The sequence below is a fragment of the uncultured Jannaschia sp. genome, from assembly GCF_947494055.1.
In the GTDB taxonomy this organism is placed as follows: Bacteria; Pseudomonadota; Alphaproteobacteria; order Rhodobacterales; family Rhodobacteraceae; genus Jannaschia.
Genome location: NZ_CANLTR010000016.1, coordinates 32,853 through 52,759 on the forward strand (window position 1 = coordinate 32,853; position 19,907 = coordinate 52,759).

1 protein-coding gene is annotated in these 19,907 nt (G+C 68.6%); it reads left to right on the forward strand.

The annotated features are described in order from the left end of the window. Nucleotides 1-244: 244 nt before the first annotated feature. Nucleotides 245-19,687 (forward strand): cadherin-like domain-containing protein, encoded by a 19,443-nt coding sequence (locus Q1A87_RS13755; protein WP_299652293.1) that lies wholly within the window; start codon nucleotides 245-247, stop codon nucleotides 19,685-19,687. Nucleotides 19,688-19,907 lie beyond the last annotated feature (220 nt).

Consider the following 19,907-nt stretch of genomic DNA (forward strand, 5'->3'; position numbering starts at 1 on the left):
TTAAGATTGCTTAACTTTTATTGCGAAGTCCTGCCTCTGTTCATAGCCTGCGCCTTGAATGCTCCGTCGGAGCGAAAAGGGAGACAGGTCGCAGAGTTAATAAGTTGTTATCTGAAGCGTAAGAACCACTTTGTGAGCGCGGAACAGGTCATTTGCTCGACGATCGCTCGACGATCGTTTCGAGGTAATTGGTTGTCATAACACTTTGAGACTCTCGGCCGATATTTTTGCCGGAGGATTTCAAATGCCCGTTTCCAACAATTTCGCGTCCAGCGCCCTCGATCTCAACGGCAAGGTCTCCCTGACCCAGCCCACGGCGCTCGTATGGGGTCCGGACGGAAAGTTGTACGTCACCGAGAATGGCGGGCAGGTCAACGTCCTGACGGTGAAGTTCGGGGACCCCGATCCGAATGACGACGACAACAGTGTGTCCTTCTACGTCGAGGCGGCCGAGACGCTCTCGCTGGACATCCAGAACCACAACGACGACGGCACCGAGAACAGCAGCGGCAGCCGGCAGGTCACCGGCATCGACGTCGCCCGGCAATACGACGCGGCCGGAAACCAGCTCTTCGTCGACGCGGCCGGCAACCTGACGACGGAGGCCAGCGGCAACACGCCCGCGGTGACGATGTACGTCACCTCGAGCGACAAGCGGATCGGCGCGGGCGGCAGCGGGAACGACGCCGACCTCGACACCAATTCCGGCGTGATCACCATGCTGGAGCAGACCGGCGCCGACAGCTGGGACCAGGTCGACATCGTCCGCGGCCTGCCCCGGTCGGAGGAGAACCACGCGACCAACGGCCTCGAGATCGTCCAGGAGCTCGACGCGGACGGAAAGCTCGTCTCCGAGCGCGCCATCGTGGCGTCGGGCGGCAACGCCAATACCGGCGCGCCGTCCAACAACTTCGCCGGCCAGCAGGAGCAGCCGCTTTCCGCCGCGATCCTCGAGGTCGACGTCACCGGCCTCCGGGCAATGGGCGTCTCGACCGACGACGACGGGCGCGCCTACATCCTCGATCTGCCCACGCTCGACGACCCGATCCGCAACGGGGCGGCGGACCTGAACGATCCGAACGGCGGTAACGACGGGCTGAACAGCGCCAAGCTCGACTACGACGGGCTGGTCTCGATCTATTCGCCCGGTTACCGCAACGCCTACGACGTCGAGGTGACCGAGGACGGGCGCGTCTGGACCTACGACAACGGCGCCAACAACAGCTGGGGCGGGCGTCCGGTGGGCGAGGGCGGCGACAACGGCGGTACGACCGACTTCGCGCAGGACGCAGGCTACATCTCCACGAACCTCAACAACGGCGACGGCAATTCGAGCGACGACATCAACGCGGACGGCAACTGGGACCCGTCGAACAACGACAATTTCCACGAGATCACCCGGTCCGACGACCTGAACGGCGGGGACCTGTCGGTGGGCGGCAACGGTCCGGTCACCACCTATACGGGGCCCGACGGGCTGACCTACGTCTATGGCGGCCATCCGAACCCGACCCGGGCCGAGGGCGCGAAGGCGGGGCTTCTGTTCTCGCCCAAGGGCGGCACGGACGATGCCTATCTCCTGGTCTCGAACCAGTCGAGCTACGGCGAGGGGAGCGACGACCACGCGCAGGTAACGGCCTGGCTCGCGGAGGTCGAGGCCGGCACGGGCGCGGTCGGCACGGGCGACCTGACGAAGAAGGTCCTCGCCGTGGAGCCGGGCGTCGAATACGACATCTACGCTTTCGCCGACGGCTCCGGCGCGGCGGTGCCCGCGGGCGGGGCGGCGCCCGCGGGCGGCACGCTGCTCGGCCAGGCGGGGCTGCCCGCCGACATCGCCGAGATCGTCGACTGGGTGAACCCGGTCGAGGGCGACTATAAGGAGGCGGGCCGGACCGACGGCGCGCTCGACAGCGGCAAGGGCTCCATCAACGGACTGGCTGAATACACCTCGACCATCATGGACGAGGGCGGCGTCAAGATGTCCGGCGCGATCATCGCCAGCGTCTACAATGGCGGCGACCTGATCATCATGGGCCGCAACGCCGACGGCACGATGTCGAGCACCGGCGGCACCAACGCCACGGCCGCCGACCGCGCGGTGTTCCAGGGCGCGGGCCAGCCGCTCGGCCTCGCCACGCTGGGCGACGACTTCGTGGAGCGCGGCCTGAGCCAGCCGTTCCAGGGCTCGGTCTGGTCGGCGGTCTACGGCCAGAACAACCAGGGCGGCTACACCGTCCATATCGAGATCCTGCAGCCCGCCAACGGCAAGGTCCCGCTCGCCGGCTCGGAGATCGTCGATCCCGACGACTGGGATCTCGACGGCGTCGACAAGTACAACGATCCCTTCGAGTTCAGCGCCGAGAACGGCATGGCGCTCGCCGCCGGCCAGAAGATCGTGCTCGACTTCGATCCGCAATCGACCGAGTTCAACGGCTCGCTCGCGGGCAATACCGGCCTTCTGGGCGCGGCGCTCGACGGGCCCGGTTCGCTGGCCGGCCCGCTCGCGGACGCGACCGGCACCGACAATATCCAAGAGGCGGGCGCCACCGCCAACCAGGATGCACGGACCGGCACCTATCTCGACAATTCGGGTGACCTTCTCGCCTCCGGCGAGCAGGCCGACGGGCTCTACGACATTGCCGGCAACGTCATCCCTGGCGGCAACGCGCCGATTCTGCAGATCAAGGAGGTCGTGCCGGGCACGATGGTCGGGCAGGGCAACACCGCTCGCGACGCGCTCCATACCGGGTTCCGGCCGGCCGAGGATGTCGGCCGCGTCGTTGCCACGGTGACGGTGAAGAACTGGGTCGCAGGGCAGGCGGTCGCGGACGGCCAGCTCGTCGGCATGGTCTACGGCGACGGCACGCAGTCGAACTTCCTGCGCCTCGTCTTCGGCGAGGTCGACGGCCAGCCCGGCCTCGAGGTCGGCTACGAGCTGGGCGACCAGAATTATGCGACGCTCGCCAAGGTCGCCGTCCCCGACCTCGCTGCCTCGGATCTCGACCTGATCGACCTGCGCTTGGAGATCGACATCGACGACGGCTACGCGGTGCGCGCCTTCTACCGGCTGGGCGAGGAGGGCACGCTGGGGCAGACCCCGTTCACCGAGATCGCGCTCGGCGACTTCGAGTTGCCGGCGGGCGTGCTGCGGGACGTGCTGACCGGGGCGCACACGATCACGGATGGCGACACGACCCTGCCGTCCGGCGCCGCGATCGGCGTCGTCGCCGAGACGAGCGACGGCAATCCCTTGCAGGCGATCGACTTCCACAACATCGAGATCGAGGGTTTCGGCCACGAGTTCGAGGCCGGCAGCTCCGCAGCGGCCAACGACATCAAGGGCACGTCCGGTACGGACACCGTGATCCTCACGGGCGAGGACGCCGCGCCGGTGACGCTCGCGCCTGCCGTGGAGAACATCGACGCCTCGGGCACGACCGGGGACGTCGCCATCACCGGCAATGCCCTCGACAACCGGATCACCGTCGGCGCCGGGCAAAATACCATCGCGACGGGTGAGGGAAAGGATGCCGTGGTCGGGACCAGCGCCAATCTCGGCGGCACCGAGATCACCGACTTCACGGAGGAGGACCGCGTCGTCCTGTCCGATGCGACGATGGATGCGGTCGCGGGCGTCACCTACGCGGCGGGATCGGCGATCCTGACGGTCAACGGCGCGGAGATCACCTTCTCCGGCCCCGATTTTGCGGAGTTCGACCCCGCGGAGGGGGAGTCCGTCTTCCGATTTCAGGAGACCGACGAGGGACTCGAGATCTCGCTCGCGCCGAGCGAGACCCTGATCAAGGCGATCGCCACCGGCGCCTCGTCCTACACCTACCATTTCGACGCCGACGGCAACCTCGTGGAGGCGGGCGACCCGGCCGCGGTGCGCACGATTAACTTCGATTCCGACGCGGCCGTGGAAGTGGCCGGGGACGGGACGGATGCGGCGAACTACGTCACCGCCGGTTCCGCCGGCGGCGGCGGGTCGAAGATCTACCAGGGCACGCTGAGCCAGACGCAGGTCGCTGATTTCGGGGCCGAGGCGCTCGACGAACTGCACTGGGTCGAACGCTCATCGAACGAGGATTACTTCGGCTACCAGATCCCGGTCCCCGAGGACGGCACCTACCGCGTCGACCTCTACATGTCCGAGATCTACCACGGCGTCAGCACCGGTTCGTTTAGCCAAGGCGACCGCGTCTGGGACATCGTGGCCGAGGGCGAGACCGTGGCCGACGATTTCGACCTCTGGGAGGCGTCGGGCGGCCAGCCGCTCAAGGAGGTGAAGGTCAGTTTCCTCGTCGAGGTCACCGACGGCGCCTTCACCATCGACTTCGACGCTCGGACCGGCGCCGGCGGCAACGACCAGCCGAAGCTCTCCGGCCTCGCGCTCTACAAGGTCGGCGGCGAGGTCACGCCGCCCGCCGACGAGACCGCGCCGCAGATCGTCTCGATCGAGGTCGACAACCCGCAGAGCGTACAGGACGGCGAGCGCATCGCGACCGTGGTGCTGGGCGACGAGACCGGGTTCGCCGCGGCGGATTTCGACGCGCTCGACGGCTCCGAACTCGTCTTCTCCGGGATCGTGCCGGCGACCGTTTCCGCGCCGCAGGTGACGTTGACCAATGGCGGCAGGACCGCCACGCTGCAATACACGCTGACCGCCGAGGGCAATGCCTGGGCCGCGGGCGAGGGTCAGATCAGCATCGCCGCGGGTACCTTCCAGGATGCCGCCGGCAACGCCGCCGGCGCGGCCTCGGGGGCCTTCATCCTCGAGCCGAACCTCGACACGCTCGTGCGGGGCGATGTGGCGCTGGCGATCAACGTGGGTCCGACGACGAACACGACCGCCGATCTCGATGGCGACGACGACAACACCTATGGCGGCGCGATCGCGAACGACACGATCCTCGGCATCGACCTCGAGGCCGACGATCCGTCCTATTACAGCCCGAACTCCAAGACCGGCAGCAACATCGACGGCCTGATCGGCGGGACCGGGTCGAACCCGGCGCTCGACGGATCGGCGCTGCACACCTATCGCGACTCGGGCAACGGGGCCTTCACCGCGACCTATCCGATCGAGAACGGCACCTATGTGGTCGAGCTCTGGTTCGCCGAACTCTACCACACGTCCGGCGGCAACCGGCAGGGCGACTATACGATCAATGGCGAGACGTGGGAGCTGAACTTCGACGCCTTCACCGAAGCGGGCGCCGCCGACACGCCGACCATGATCTCCAAGACCGTGACGGTCACCGACGGCCAGATCGTCATTGATGTCGACGACGACACGGGCGAGCCCGGATGGAACGCGCTCGTCGTTTACGAGGCGGTCCAAGCCGATTTGCCGCCGACCATCTCGGTCGTGGATGCGAGCGCCGCCGAGGGCGAGGCCGTCGCGGTTACCTTCTCGCGCAGCGGCGACGACGGCGAGGACGTGACGATCGATTATGTCCTCACGCCGGGCAGCGCCTCCGCGGCGGATTACGGCGACCCCGTGCCGGCGGACCAGATCACTATTCCCGCGGGCGCGCGGTCGGCGACCGTGATGATCCCGATCCTGGACGACGACCTCGAGGAAGGAGCGGAAGCCTTCACCGTGTCGATCACCGGCGTCGCGAACGCATCGGGCGACGCGGTGGTCGCGGACGCCGCGGCCACGGTCACGATCGAGGCGAGCGATGCGAGCCTGCAGATCCCGGCCGGCGGCACGCTGTTCGAGCTCGACTTCGAGACGGCGGGGACCCCGCTCGCCGAGGGGGGCTTCGACGACGTGGTCGGCGGCGCCGGCGCGCTCGACGGCTCGGTCGTGACCGAGGTCGCGGACGGTAAGCTCATCGTCAACACGTCGAACGGCGATCTCTCTTCCGGGGACCCGGTGGCGAGCAAGAACGACTTCGTGCGCGAGATCGACCTGTCGAACGCCGCGCTCGACGAGATCTACGTCACCACGCAATTCGCGAACCCGTTCACGCCCGAGGTGCTCGCCGCGCAGGGCGTCGAGGGCGCGGTCGTGCCGAACTACGCCCAGCAGGGCATCATCCTCGCCATTCCCGGCGCCGACGCGCAGGCACCGGACAACTTCGTCAAGCTGATCTTCGGCGGCGGCGGCGGCAATATCACACAGATGTGGTCGCAGACCGCGATCGACCAGGCCGCGCAGGTCGGCGCCATGTCGGATGCGGCCGTCGCGAATGGCGGCGCGGCCTTCGGCCTCTTCGACATCGCCACGGTGGAGCTGTCGCTGCGCATCGACAAGGCGTCGGGCGAGATCGCGCAGATCGTGACCCTCTACGACGATGCGGGCGCGATCCTGGGCGGAGTCCGTCCCGAGGCCACGCCGGGCTTCGCAACCGCCGCTCCGCTGCCGGTCCCGGCGGCGGTTCTGGCGGCGATCGAGGCGGGGGCGGTCGATGTCGGCGTCACGTCGACGGATTACAACACGGCCTTCGAGAGCTTCGAGGCGAGCTGGGATTTCCTGAAGGTGTCCTCGCCGCAATACTCCGAGGAGCCGTCGGTCGACACCTCGGGTCCGACCGCGACGATCGAGCTCGCGCTGCCGGACTCGGAATCTGACCCGATCGTGGCCAATGTGGTCTATGCCGATGCGTCCGATGTCGACCCTGCCTCTATCGACGCCTCCGACCTGGTGCTGGGCGGTCCGAGTGCGGCGGGTTCGGTCTCTGCGAGCTTCGATGCCGGCACGAACACCGCAACCTACACCTTCACGGCCCCGGCCGGCGGCTGGGCCGAGGGCGACTACACCGCGACCGTGGCCGGCGGGGCGGTCACCGACCTCGCCGCGGCGCCGAACGACAATGCCGGCGGCGAGGCCGCGGGCGGGACACTCTCCTTCGAGGAGGAGCCCACCACGGAGTTCGAACCCGGCGCCGTGCTTTACCGCATCAATGCCGGCGGCGGCACCGTCGCCGCAACCGATGGCGGGCCCGACTGGGCGGCCGACACGTCCGGCGCACCGAGCGAATACATCACTTCGATCGACGGTAACGACGTTTATACCGGGTCCGACACGGACACCGCCGCGGAGATCCTCGTCGCGGGCGAGAACCCGAATTCCAATGTCGACGGGTCCGTGACGCCGGAGGCCATCTTCTTCCACGAGCGCGGCGACAACGACGTCAACGGGACGCCGCTCGAATACACCTTCCCGGTCGAGGGCGGGAAATCCTACTACGTCACCATCTACTACACCGAGAACTGGAACGGCATCACCGGCACAACGAACGGCCGTCAGTTCGACGTCGCCGTCAACGGCACGGTCCCGACGGCGTTCGCGGACATCAATCCCTATGCGGAGGGTGGCGACACGCTTGGCGTCGCGCGCAAGCGCACCTTCCTCGTGACGCAGGAGGATGGCGACAGCGATCTCGCGCTCGCCTTCCTGCACGAGGTGCCGGACGACATCCAGAACCCGAAGGTCAACGGCATCGAGATCGTCGAGGCGGTCTCGGTCTCCTCGGACATCCTCGTCTCGATCGCCGGTCCGGGTGAAGTGGTCGAGGACGGCGATGCGGGCGATCAGATCCTCGTCTTCCAGCTCGCGCTCGACGAGGCGGTGTCGGGCGACGTCGCGGTCGAATACGCGGTCGACGGGGTCGCCTCCACCGGGACGGTGAGCTTCGCGGACGGCCTCGCCACGCTGGAGGTCGCCGTGCCGCGCGACGCGCGCTGGAACGGGGCGGAGTCCGTCTCGGTCGAGCTCGTCTCGGTCGCGACCGCGGGCTTCGCCGTCGATCCCGCCGCCGGTACGGCCGGCGCCACGATCCTCGAGGACGACCCGGCCGACAGCCACGATCTCGACGGGGTCGGCGGCGCCGACCCCGTCGTGGCGGGCGACTATTCCGACGACCGCCTCGCGCCGAGCGACATCGGCACCATGCAGACCGGCGAGAACCTCCTTTACGCCACGCAGCAGGGCGACGACGCGGCGGGCGGCCGCGACCGCGACTACATCACCTTCGAGGTGCCGGAGGGTACGGTGCTGAGCGCGCTGTTCCTCGACGGCTACGCCACCACCGAGGACACCCGCCAAGCCTTCATGGGCCTGCAGGAAGGGACGGCGATCACCGTCGATCCGACGACCGGCCAGCCCGATGCCGGCGAGGGCGATCTGCTGACCGGCCTCGTCTACGGCGACGGACTTCTGGGCAACGACCTCCTGCCGCTTCTGGCGAGCGGGGAAAGCGGCGATCCGCGCCAGCTCGGCTCCTATCCGGGCTTCGACGGCGCCCTGCCGGCCGGCACCTACACGCTGTGGCTGAACCAGGGCGGGGCCCCGACCAGCGTGACGCTGCGCGCGGTCGTCGAGAGCGCGCCGGTCACCGAGCTGACGCTCGCGATCTCCGATGCCGACCCGGTCACGGAGGCGGAGGGCGCGACGCTCGACTTCGCGCTGAGCGTCGACACGGCGTTCTCCGGCGATGTGGAAGTGCGCTACGACACCGCGGATACCACAGGCCTGACCCAGATCGTGACCTTCGCGGACGGCGCCGGGACCTTGCAGGTGCCGGTCGCGGACGACGAAACGGATGACGGCGACGACACGGTCGCGATCACGCTGACCGGCGCCACCGACCTGTCGGCCGCGCCGGTGCCAGTGACGCTCGGCATCGCCACGGCGAACGGCACCGTGCTCGAGGATGACGGCACGGACCCGGACGACATCGACGGCGACGGCATTGGCAACACCGACGACCCCTTCGCCTATGACGGCGCGAACGGCATGACCAAGGTGCTGGGGCCGAACCTGTCGTTCCGGCAGGACTTCGACACCGACACGACCGACCTGTTCGGCGCCGAGGCAGGCTTCAGCGGCGTGCTGATCAATCCGGGCTTCGATCCGGCGGGCACGTCGGAGACCGACCCCTACGGTGACCGCACCACGGAGGCCACGAGCTTCGTCGAGGGTGGCGTGCTCAAGGTCGAGTCGAGCGAGACCGACGTCTACGGCGAGGGCTCGACCGGGACCGACAACACGATCAAGGACAATTACCAGTCTGCGGCCGACGTGTCCGGTGTCGACAGCTTTGCCGTGGAAGGCCGGATCGAGGGTGGATGGCTCGGCACTGCGCCCGACCAGTACGCGTCCTTCGGCATCACGCTCGGGGCCGGCGGCACCGACGATTACGTGAAGTTCGTCTATGGCGGCCATAACGGGGGGCCGCGCCTGCAGCTCGGGCAGGAGAACAGCCTGACGGGCGTGAAGGAGACCAATATCCCGGTCGCGACCCACGCGACGCCGGTGGACCCGGCTGCGGTCGCCGCGGTCGTGTTCCGCATCGATGTCAACAAGTCCGGCGCGACGCCGACGCTCACCGGCACGGCCGTGTTCCTCGACGCGTCCGACGGTGAACTCGCCACAATCGCCATGGGACCGCGCGAGATCACCGGATCGCTCGCCGCCGCGCTGGAAGGGAACAACCCGCTGACGGGCGGTACCGGCGGCGTCGCCTACGGCGTCTCGATCACCGACTGGAGCAACGGCGACGGCAACCGCTTCACCGGCGCGTGGGACTATCTCGAGATCCGGGGGCCGGAGGTCGCCAACCAGGCGCCGGGCGTCAGCCTCGCGCCGGTCCTCACCGAGATCGCCGAGGACGCGGACATTACCGCCTCCATCAAGGTGGCCGACATCGTGGTGAGCGACGACGGGCTGGGCAGCAACGCGCTGAGCCTTTCCGGGACGGATGCCGCACTCTTCGAGATCGTGGAGACCGGGACGGGCGCCGAGCTGCATCTCGTGGCCGGCGCGACGCTCGACTTCGAGACCCGGGCGCAGCTCGACGTCACGGTCGCGGTCGACGACCCGGTGGTCGGGGCGAGCCCGGACGCGACGGTGGAATTCTCGCTCGCTGTGGCCGACGTCAACGAGGCGCCCGGCGTCACGCTCGCGAATGTCGTGAGCGAGCTCGCCGAGGATGCCGATACCGGCGCCTCCCTCAAGGTGGCCGACATCGTGGTGAGCGACGACGCGCTCGGCATCAACGTCCTCGCGCTCGCCGGCACCGATGCCGCGCTTTTCGAGATCGTGGAGACCGGCACCGGGCCCGAGCTGCATCTCCGCGCCGGGACCGATCTTGATGCGGTCGCCGGCGGCACGCTCGCGGTCTCCGTGACCGTGGACGACGACGCGGTCGGCGCGACCCCGGACGCCGTCGCGGATCTGTCGGTGACGATCCCCGATACGGCCAACGAGGCTCCGACGGCGACGCCGATCGATGCGGGCCGCGTCGTCGAGGATGCGGCGCCGGTCGCCGTCGACCTCCTTGCCGGGGCGTCCGACAGCGACGGCGGCACGCTCGAGGTGGCTAACCTCGTGGTGGAGGACGCCTTCGGAAACGCCGTGGTCCATGCCCAGGCGGAATCCGTCCTGACGATCAACCCGGCGCAATTCGCCGCGGCCCTCGCGCTCGGCGAGAGCGCGACGATCACCGTGAGCTACGACGTGATCGACAACCAGGGCGGCGCGACGCCGAACACCGCGACGCTCGTCGTCGACGGGATCGACGGGCCCTACACCTGGTTCCTGGACGCCGACGGCGACGGCTACGGCGTTGACGACGCCGCAACCAACGTCACCGCCTACACGCAGCCCGCGGACACCTCCGCCGTGGCGGGCGACGCCGATGACGGCGACGCCACGATCCATCCGGGCGCGCCGGAGATCAACGACGGCAAGGACAACGACCAGGACGGCGAGATCGACGAGGAGAACACGGACCCGGTCCTCGATGCCGAGAGCTTCACGGCTCGCAAGAACCAGCCGCTCGAGATCCAGGCGGCGACGCTGCTCGACGGCGACACCGATGCCGACGGCGACACGCTGACTGTCGCCTCGGTCGGCAACGCCGTGAACGGGACCGTCGCGCTCGCGGGCGGCGTGGTCACCTTTAGGCCGGCGACGGACGCGACGGGGGCCGCGTCCTTCGACTACACCGTGTCCGACGGTGCCGGCGGCACGGCCACGCAGACCGTGTCGATCGACATCGCCTCGGTGATCGAGGTGACCGACCCGGCGACGCCGCCGGCACCGACCGACGAGGTCGACACCGTGGTCTTCGACGGCGAGGGTACGCTCGACCTGAGTGATCCGGGCTACGAGAACCTCGACCTGTCGGGCAACGCCACCGACAATGCGAGCGTCACGCTGAACGCCGGGGACAACACGGTCACCGCGGGGGCCGGAAAGCACAGCGTCAAGCTGGGCGGCGGGTCCGACACCGTGACCGGCACCGGAGCGGCGCTCGACGGCGACAGCTTCGAGGATTTCGGCGAAGACGACCAGATCATCGTCGAAGGCGGCGGCGGCGCACGGATCGTCAGCCGCGAGAGCGGGTCGGCCATCATCGGCATCAGCGATGACGGCGACGACACCGCGGACTACACGATCACCCTGGAGGGCGACATCGATCCGGGCCGGGTCCGCGCCACCGACGCGGGCGGCGACCTGAGGCTCACGCTGGCGCCCGAGGAGGATGCAGAGACCGCGATCACCTTCGAGGCCGCCCTGCTCAGCTCCTACGACGATCAGGACAAGACACCGGGCGGCGCCACGATCTCCGGCGACGGTCAGACGCTTACGCTCGACGGCAACACCTGGAAGCGGCTGCTTCTGGATGCGCCGATGACCGTCGAGGAGGGCATGACGCTCGCCTTCAGCTTCTCCTCCGCGGATACGGGCGAGATCGTCGGGATCGGGCTCGAGACCGACAACAACCACCGCCAGAACGGCCAGCCCTTCTTCCAGCTGGGCGGCAGCGACCGGTGGGGATACAGCCGGCAGGACTTCAACGGCTACGCGGCCGGCGACGGCCCGGTGACGCTCGAGATCCCGCTCGACGACTGGGCCGGGCAGACCTTCAGCCACCTGCTCTTCTTCGCGGACGACGACCGGAACGCCTCCACCAACGCGGTCTTCTCCGGCGTGCGGATCATGGGCGCGGAGCCGGCGGAGAACCGGCCGCCCGAGCCCGTCGACGACGCGGTACGGGCCGCGGTGGACACGCCGCTCACCATCGCCGCGGCCGAGCTTCTGGCCAATGACGGCGATCCCGACGGCGATCCGCTGACGATCGTCGCGGTCGCGGGCCCCGACGCGGCGGAAGGCAGCGTCGAATTGTCGAGCGGCGACGTGGTCTTCACCCCGGCCACGGGCTTCACCGGCGCGACGAGCTTCACCTACGACGTGGCCGATGCGGAGGGCGCGGTCTCGACCGCGACCGTTACGGTCGAGGTCGCGGCGCCGGGCGATCCGTCGGTGGTCGCCATCGACTTCTCCGACGCGCTCAGCTCCTACGCCGACCAGGACCGCGATCCGAACGGCTACGCGGTGCAGGACGGCGGCGCGACGATCGCCTTCACCGGGAACACCTGGAAGAAGGTGGTGCTGCCCGAAGGCTTCACGGTGTCGGCGGACTCGGTCCTGCGCTTCCAGCTCTCCTCGAGCTTCGAGGGCGAGATCATCGGCATCGGACTGGACGACGACAACGATTTCAACGGCAGCGCGGACTCGCTCTTCCAGCTCGGCGGGCAGGATCGCTGGGACCGCTACTCGGTCCAGGACTTCAACGATTACGACGTCGCCGACGGGGTGAAGACCTACGAGATCCCGCTGGCGGATCTGGCAGGCCGGTCCTTCGACCACCTCGTGGTCTTCAGCGATGCCGACGGGGCCGATGTGGCCGGCGCCAACGCCACCTTCTCGAATGTCGAGATCGTCACCCGGACGGAGGTCAACACCGACCCGGTCGCCGTGGACGACAGCTTCGCGGTCGCGGGCGGCGAGACCCTGACGCTCACCGCGGCCGACCTCCTCGGCAACGACAGTGATCTCGACGGCGACGACCTGGCGATCCTCGGCGTCGGCGACGCCACCGGCGGCACGGCGACCCTTTCGGACGGCGTCGTCACCTTCGTGCCGGAGGCGGGCTTCACGGGGCCGGCGGGCTTCGACTACGTCTTGGGCGACGGCCGGGGCGGCAGCGCCTCCGCGACGGTGTCGATCGCGGTCAACACCGCGCCGGAGGCCGGGACCGACAGCTTCGAGCTGGCGACCGGCGACGTGCTGACGCTCTTGCCCGCTGATCTTACGGCCAACGACAGCGATGCCGACGGCCACACGCTGACCTTCGTCGGCGTCTCGAACGCGGTCGGCGGCAGCGTCTCCTACGAGGAGGGCCAGATCAGCTTCGAGCCCCAGACCGGCCATGTCGGTCCGGCGAGCTTCGACTACACGATCGCCGACGAACTCGGCGCGGAAACCACGATCAGCGTCGCGGTGGACGTCCTCTCGGACGTGGAGCCGGGCGACGGAGTGACCGACATCCTGTTCGAGGCGGGGGCGCTGTCGTCCTACGACGATCAGGACATCACCGCGAACGGCGCCACCATTACCGATGGCGGAGCCACGCTCGAGCTGTCCGGGAACACTTGGAAGAAGCTCGCCTTGGCCGAGCCGCTGACGGTCGGCGCCGACACCGTCCTGCGCTTCACCTTCGAGGCGGGGCAGATCGGCGAGATCATGGGCATCGGTCTCGACACCGACAATTCCTACCGCTCCACGGCGAACCAGGTCCTGTTCCAGTTCGCGGGCTCGCAGACCTGGTCGGCCTATGCCGAGCAGGGCTATTCGGGATACCAGAGCGCCGACGGCGCGGTCACCATCGAGATCCCGCTCGGCGACTGGGAGGGGCAGACCTTCACCCAGCTCGTCTTCATGAACGACGACGACGCGGCCGCCGCGGCGACCAGCCGCTTCTCGGACGTGCAGATCGTGCAGAAGTCCGTGACCAACGCCGATCCGGTGGCGGTGGACGACACGGATCTCGCGATCGAGGGCGGCCAGACGGCGGTGATCGATCCGGCGACGCTTCTGGGCAACGACAGCGACCCCGAGGGCGACGCGATCTCGATCACTTCGGTAGGCAACGCCACGGGCGGGAGCGTCAGCTTCGAGGACGGGCTGATCTACTTCACCCCGGAAGCGGGCTTCGCCGGTGACGCGAGCTTCGAGTACACGATCGCCGACGCGTTCGGCGGCACCAGCACGGCGAGCGTGGGCCTCGTGGTCAATATCGACCCCGAGCCCGTCGACGACAGCTTCGAGGCGGAGGCCGGCACGCCGCTCTTCCTGACGCCGGCCCAGCTTCTCGGCAACGACGGCGACCCCGACGGGGATGCCCTGACGCTGACCGGTGTCGGCAACGCCACGGGCGGCACGGTCGCCTACGAGGACGGCCAGATCGCCTTCGTGCCGGAGGCGGGCTTCACCGGAACGGCGTCGTTCGACTACACGGTCGCCGATCCGCGCGGCGGCACCGCGACCGCCACGGTCACCGTCACTGTCGAGGGGTCGGACACGCCCTCGGGCCCCGTCGGCATCGACTTCACCGCACTCCCCATCAGCTCCTATGCGGGCCAAGACGCGGACCCGACGGCCTTCACGGCGACAGAGACCGCGCTCACGCTCTCGGGGAACACCTGGAAGAAGGTGGCGCTGCCGGGCGACCATACGGTCGAGAGTGGCGACGTGCTCCGGTTCGAGTTCCAGGCCTCCGAGATCGGCGAGATCATGGGGATCGGCCTCGAGACCGACAACCGCTTCGAGACTTCGACGCAGGCGCTCTTCCAGCTCGCCGGCAGCCAGAACTGGACGAACTACGCCCGCCAGGACTTCCGGACCTACGACCTCGCGGACGGAACGGTCACCTTCGAGATCGCACTCGACGAATGGGCCGGGCAGACCTTCAACCACCTCGTCTTCATCAACGACGACGACGCGGACGGCACGGCCACGGGGACGTTCTCGAACGTGCAACTGGTGCCGGCTTCCGCCGACCTGCCGCCGGAGGTGACGGGGCCCGTGGCGTTCACGGTGGACGAGAACGTCACAGCGATCGGCACGATCGAGGCGACCGACCCCGAGGGGGGCGACGTCACCTTCGCGATCGACGGGGGGGCGGATGCCGCGCTCTTCGCCATCGACGCCGCGACCGGGGCGCTGCGCTTCCTTGCCGCGCCGGACTTCGAGGCGCCGGGCGATGCCGGCGGCGACAACGTCTACGACGTCGCCGTGTCGGCAAGCGACGGCACCGCGCAGACGACCACGAACATCGCGGTCAGCGTCGCTGGTGTGAACGAGGCGCCGGTCGTGTCGGGCACGGTCGAGGATCTGAGCCTCGACGCCGGCACGGCGGGCAGCGTCGATCTTTCGACGCTGACCTTCGCCGACCCGGATGCCGGCGACGAGGTCGCGCTCGCCGCGACGCTTGCCGACGGCAGTCCGTTGCCCGCCGGCATCGCGCTGAACGGCAGCTTGCTCGAGGTTGCGGACGACGCCGCGGAGGGCAGCTACCAGATCGCCGTCCGCGCCAGCGACGGCACGCTCCAGAGTGCCGATCCGGTCCTCTTCACCGTCGAGGTGGGTGAGGCGGATACGCCGACCGAGCCGTCCGTCCTCCTGCGCATCAACGCCTTCGGCCCGGAGGTGGCAGCCCTCGACGGTGGTCCGGACTGGCTCGCCGACGGCAACGGCAGTCCGAACAGCCCCTATCTCGAGGTCGTCGACGACCGGGGCGACACGCAGGGCTATAGCGGGGAGGCCGGGGCGATCCCGTCCAGCCTGCCGGAAGACGTGCTCGACACCGCGCGGTCAAGCGACCAGTCCTTCGCCTACAACATCCCGGTCGTGGATTTGGCGGGCAACGGCCAGTACACGGTGCGGCTCTACCTGGCCGAACTCTTCACAGGGAACGCTTCGCCCGGCGATCGCTCCTTCGACGTGTCGGTAGAGGGAACCGTGCCCGCGGCGTTCGACGACATCGACGTCGCCCAGGACGGCGACGCCCTGAGCGTCGAGGTGAGGGAATACGAGGTCAGTGTCGAGGATGGGGTCCTGAACCTCGAGTTCCTGCACGGCCTCGCCGACAACCCGATCGTCAACGCCATCGAGATCATCGGCGGCGGTGCGACCGGCCCCGTGCCGGATACCGAAGCGCCGGCGGCAGCGATGACGCTGACCAACCCCTCGGCAGCCGATGCGCCAATCCTGGTCGACATCGCGCTGAGCGACGCGAGCGGAATCGATGCGAACACGCTCGGCGCCGAAGATCTGTCGCTCACCGTGGGCGGCTTCCCGGCCGCGGCGGAGATCACCTTCACCGGCTTTTCCGGCGGCGTGGCACGATACGAGATCGCGGCGCCCGCGGGCGGCTGGACGGAGGCACTCGAGATCGGGGTCACGCTCGAGGCCGGCGAGATCGCGGATCTGGCTGCAACGCCGAACGTCAATGCGAGCGTCAGCGGATCGTTGACCATCGCCTTCGACGGCGGCAGCACCGGCGGAGAGACCCCGACCGGCTACGATGCCGCCAAGGAGCTTGGGGCAAATCTCGACGGCGACGGCGCCATCAACAGCGCCGATGGCGACATCGACGGCGACGGCATCGCCAATCTCGACGACCGGGCGGCCTACGATGCGGGCAATGCCGGCATCAATCTGGGCGCGGCGGGCGAGGTCGTCCTCGACTTCACTACCTTCGTGGACGGCACCTCGCCCTTCGCGGCTGGCTTCACCGGGGCGGCGCAGACCGCGGACGGCTCCGCCGAGCTTGACTACGCCACCAATGGCGGGGCCCAGGTCACGGGCGGGCGGCTGCAGTTCCAGACCACCGATGCCGATACCCATAGCGGACAGAAGGCTTTCACCTTCCTCGCCGATACGGGCAACGACTTCAGCTTCGAGGGCGTCTTCGACAACCCGGTCTACGGGGGCAGCGAGCTCGAGACATTCTCGCAATACGGGCTGCTGATCTCGCTCACCGGAGCCGACGGGGCGTCGGAGGGCACGAACGGGGACTTCTTCAAGCTCGTCACCGGCAATCCCGGCAACGGCTTCGAGATCTCCGGTCGGAGCAGCTTCCCGAACAGCGGCGACGTGAAGATCCCCTATCCCGCCGGGGTGGGCGCGACCGACTTCGCCCAGGTGAAGCTGACGGTCCGGGCCGACATGTCCGCGGGGACCCTGACGGGGGCCTACGACCTTCTCGACGAGACCGGCGCCAGCCTGGCGACCGGCACCGTCGGCACGGTTTCTCCCCTTGCGGGCTCAGCGATGGCGGCGTGGATGGCGGGCGATCTCGACATCGATCCGGCCTTCGGCGTGACCTCGACCGATTACGGCGGCGGCGACGCCTTCACCGTCGGGGTCGAGAGCCTTCGGCTCGTCGATGGCAGCCCCGACCCGGTCGATCCGCCAGCGGACCCGACCGAGGCGCGCACGATCCTGCAGGATCTCGACGACGTCGACAGCGGCGCGAGCTACGGCGCGGGCGCGGTCGGCAGCGCCGAGCTCAGGATCATGGAGGGCAACAACTCCGTCACGTCGTCGAATTACGGCTCGAACTCCTTCGAGGTCGAGAATACCGGCGACAAGCAGATCGCGGCCGTGTTCCTCGACTTCCGCAACGCGCTCTACGGCGACTCGGTGGTCGACCACGACGGCACGGGCGGCGACAACGCTGCCAAGGAGTTCGACGTGAACAGCGGCGCCGGCGGCACCGGGGCCTTCTTCGAGAGCAACGACGCCCAGACCTACTTCCTGCCGGGTGCGGCACCGTTGCCCAACGACACCGGCACCGGCATCGCCTCCTCGGGCGGCTGGCGCGGGTTGCTTCTGAAGTTCGACGGCACCGGCTTCGACGCGGGCGAGGTGGTCGGCTTCTCCGGCGACATGGACCCGAACTCGATCGCCGGCCTCGACAAGAACGGCACGAACGGGGTCGACTCGAGTGCGCTCAACGGCTGGGACGTCGGCGGTGTGTCGGGTGCGGAGCTCATCGGCTCGGCCTTCACCGTGATGTTCGACGACGGCAGCTTCGCCAGCGGCTATCTCGGCAGCGACGGCAGCCAGGCCGGTAGCGTCGGCACCGCGGTCGAGGATCGCGCCGAGGCGGAAGTCGCCCTGACCGTCAACGGGTTCACTGCCGACGAGGCTGGAACCTACGGCGGCACGGTGCCGGAGATCGTCGTCTCCGGCACGCCGGGCGAGACGGTCCTCGTCACGATGAGCCGCGGAGCCAATCCGGTCACCAACACCAGCAACGGCGTGGCCGATCTGGTCGACGATCGGCTTGCGGCGGCGCATCCGGAATTCCCGGTGAACAACGCCGCCGATTTCCAGAGCGTGGAGGTGACGATCGGCGCGGGCGGCACGGCCACCGTCGCGGCGGATGCCTTCGATTACGGCGACCCGAACTCCGGCGGACAGGATTTCGGCGGCACCGCCTTCACCTCCGGCTTCGACACGGCGCCGATGGTGGTCGGGGCCTCGGCCGTGGGCGCCGATGGCACGCCGCTCGGCGCGGTGGACCGGGTCTATCTCACCAACCCGACCGGGACGCCCGTCGCGGGCGGCGGCGGCGGGACGCCGGGAACCGCGGCCGACGGCTACTACCAGCTCATCGGGTCCGGCTCGAACGCGCGCTTCAAGGTTCAGATTGAGGATGCGAACGCCAACGGCGGGACCGATCCGGCCGGCAAGTGGACCTTCGAGGACGCCCCGGACGCGGACGGCCACCAGACGGGCTTCCAGGGCGACGGCTACTACCTCTACGGCTCGTCGACGAGCACGGCGATCAACGGCGTGATCGAGAGCGAGATCCTCGACTACACGATCTACGTGCCCGAGGGGGAGACCGGCACCTACAGCTTCCGCTTCCGCGTGGCGCGCGATGGCGAGGAGGCGAGCGACCAGCAGAACGACCTTCTGTTCAACTTCTTCGAGGAAGGCTCGGGCGGGGAGCTCACCGACTATTTGGTGATGAACGGCGGGAACTCTCTGCATCAGGGATCTGGCGACTTCGCCAAGATCTTCGGCGGACCGAACAACGGAAACTGGGGCTTCGCCAGTAGCGTCGACGGGTCGTCCGGAGATCCGTCCCTGCAGGTCGAGATCGAGGAGGCGGGCCTCTACCACGTCCAGATCGCCGGCCGCAGCCAGGGCTACCACATCGACTATTGGGAGGCCTTCAAGGGTGGCGCGCCGGGGACCAACGTCTCGAATTCGACCTTCGTCGAGGGAGAGCCGGGCGATCCCGTCGATCCCGTCGATCCGGGCACCGGCGGCGACGGCATCCTCCGCAAGGCGATCGCGGCGGGCAACGACGACACCGACCAGAACGCGAATGGCGGCGGCGTCAATCTCGGCAAGACCGACCTCGAACTGGGCGACAGCGGGCGCGACCTCGGGCTGAGGTTCACCGATCTCGACCTCGCGAGCCTCGAGGGCGTGGACATCACCGACGCCTATATCGAGTTCACGACGCGCCCGAACGGGGGCAACAGCGGAACCGTCGAGGCACAGATCGCGCTGGAGGACTCGATCTCGGCCGCCACCTTCTCCTCCGGCGACACGCCGATGGATCGCGACCGGTTCGACTTCGTCGAATGGTCGGACGGCGACGTGCCGAGCGGCGGCGAGGTGTTCCGGACAGCGGACTTCTCCGACATGCTCGAGGACTTCCTGCTCGACTGGGAGGACGATCTCGGGACATCCGACGACATCGCCTTCATCATCGAGGACGAGAGCGGGGTCAGGAAGGCCCAGTCCTTCGAAGGCGGCGAGGCGCCGGTCTTGGTGATCGAGTACGATTTCCTGACGTAAAACATGGTCGGCCGGCCCGGACGAACCGGGCCGGTCTCCGTGATCCCGGAAGCGCCGCGGCCGGCGGCGCCTCGCGAGGCAGGACGATTGCAGGATGCGGCGCCCTTTGGCCGGGGCTTCGTGTCCGTTCGGTCTCGCTATGGCCGGGTTTCCCCGTACCTTGCGGTTCCGGAGGCCCATGCAGATCCGATCCCGGCGGAAGTCGTGGTTTAGGCGTTCC

Coding starts and splice junctions, on each gene's coding strand:
- Q1A87_RS13755 (WP_299652293.1), top strand. CDS start 245: ATGCCCGTTTCCAACAATTTCGCGTCCAGCGCCCTCGATCTCAACGGC.